2 protein-coding genes are annotated in these 1,858 nt (G+C 64.6%); both read left to right on the top strand.

Going from position 1 to position 1,858, the window contains the following annotated elements; genetic code table 11:
- Positions 1-246, top strand: a 246-nt coding sequence (locus tag AMR42_RS20675; RefSeq protein WP_158234522.1) for a hypothetical protein, incomplete at its 5' end; no start/stop codon positions are given.
- A 24-nt stretch (positions 247-270) separates the two neighbouring features.
- Positions 271-1,858: cation-translocating P-type ATPase (locus tag AMR42_RS16750; RefSeq protein ID WP_143473154.1), on the top strand; the 1,588-nt coding region annotated here is incomplete at its 3' end.

Raw genomic sequence — 1,858 nt, 5'->3', positions numbered from 1 at the left:
AGATTGGCGGCCGGCTCGGCGGGCGAGGGGGGCGGCAATTCGGAAGCGGAGGAAGGAGGCGGAGAGTCGGTCACGGTCGAGGGGCGATCGAGAACCCGATCGAAAAAGGCTGGTTTGCAGCATACCCGAGCCGGGGAGCGATCGACCCTTTCGCCAAACCGCTATAGTCGATCTGCGTCGATTGGCTCCCCGATCGCCGTCAGCCAACTTTCAGATTTCGATCCCAGATTCCAACGTTTTCCCTGATCGCCGCGATCGCCCGTGAATCCTATGACCCTGACCAGCCCTTCCCCATCCCCCAAACCCACGGCCGTGCTCACGGTTTCGGGCATGAAATGTGGGGGCTGTGTGGCGGCTGTGGAAAATCGCCTGAAACGCCAACCCACGGTGGCCGATGCCAATGTGAACTTGGCGACGGGCTTGGCGGTGGTGGATTTGCTGCCGGGAACCGACGTGCAGGCCACCGTGCCCGCCCTGGCGGCGGCCTTGACGGGGGCAGGGTTTCCCAGCGAAGTGCAAACTTCGGCAGATTTGACCCCGATCGCCCCGGAAACCCCGTCCACGGCGGGCGATTGGTGGCGGCCCCTGGTGATTGCCGGGGTGCTGTTGCTGATTTCCACCTTGGGCCACCTCGATCGGCTGGGGGGCCCGCCCATCCCGTTGATCAGCCGGGTGGAATTTCACTTTGCGGTGGCCACCTTGGCCCTGCTGTTTCCGGGGCGAGAAATTTTGCTAGAAGGGTTTCGCTCGCTCCTACGCGGCATTCCCACCATGAACTCCCTGATTGGCTTGGGAACCGGTGCGGCCTATCTGGCCAGTGTGGTGGCCTTGGTTCACCCCAGTTGGGATTGGGCTTGTTTTTTTGATGAGCCGGCCATGCTGTTGGGGTTTGTGCTGTTGGGCCGCACGATCGAGGCCCGGGTGCGAGTGCGATCTCGGGAATCCTTCACGGCCCTGCTGGCCCTGAAGCCAGCCCTGGCGCGTCGGTTGACCCAGGAACCCACGGAATTGGGAGAAGCGCTGCCAACGGAATCGATTCCCGTGGGAACGGTGCAGGTGGGCCAAGCCCTGTTGGTGTTGCCGGGCGATCGGTTGCCGGTGGATGGGGTGGTGGTGTTGGGTAAAACCACGGTGGATGAGGCGATGTTGACGGGGGAATCGCAGCCGGTGATCAAGCAGCCGGGCGATCGCCTGTTGGCGGGAACCCTCAACCAATCGGGGGCGATCGTGATTCGGGCCCAGCGGGTTGGCCGCGACACGGAATTGGCCCGCATTGTGCAATTGGTGGCCGAAGCCCAGGGGCGCAAGGCTCCGATCCAGCGCTTGGCCGATCGCGTGGCGGGCTATTTTTGCTGGGGGGTGATGGCGATCGCCGGGTTCACCTTTGGCTTTTGGGCCCTTTGGGGCGATCGATTCCCCGCTGTGTTGCAAGCGGCCGCCCAAACCACCGCCCACGCCAACCACACCGCCCACCTGGCCATGGCCGGGATCGCCCCCATGGTGTCGGAGCCGGTGACCCCTGGGCAACTGGCCCTGAAGCTCGCCATTTCCGTGCTGGTGGTGGCCTGTCCCTGTGCCTTGGGCTTGGCCACGCCGACGGCCATTTTGGTTGGCTCCAGTTGGGGCGCAGAACAGGGGATTTTGATCCGGGGTGGTGATGTGCTGGAACGGCTCCAGCAGGTGACCACGGTGGTCTTTGACAAAACGGGAACCCTCACCACGGGGCGACCGGTGTTGGTCGATCGCCAACCCCTGGTGGCTGACATGACGGGCGATCGCCTGGTGCAGTTGGCGGCGGCCGTGGAGCGGGGCACTCGCCACCCCCTGGCCCAAGCGATCGCCCAAGCGGCCGCTGCGC

The organism is Limnothrix sp. PR1529, assembly GCF_002742025.1.
Taxonomy (GTDB): Bacteria; Cyanobacteriota; Cyanobacteriia; order CACIAM-69d; family CACIAM-69d; genus CACIAM-69d.
The sequence above is the reverse complement of the archived record's forward strand: the minus strand, read 5'-3'. Positions and strand labels throughout refer to the sequence as shown.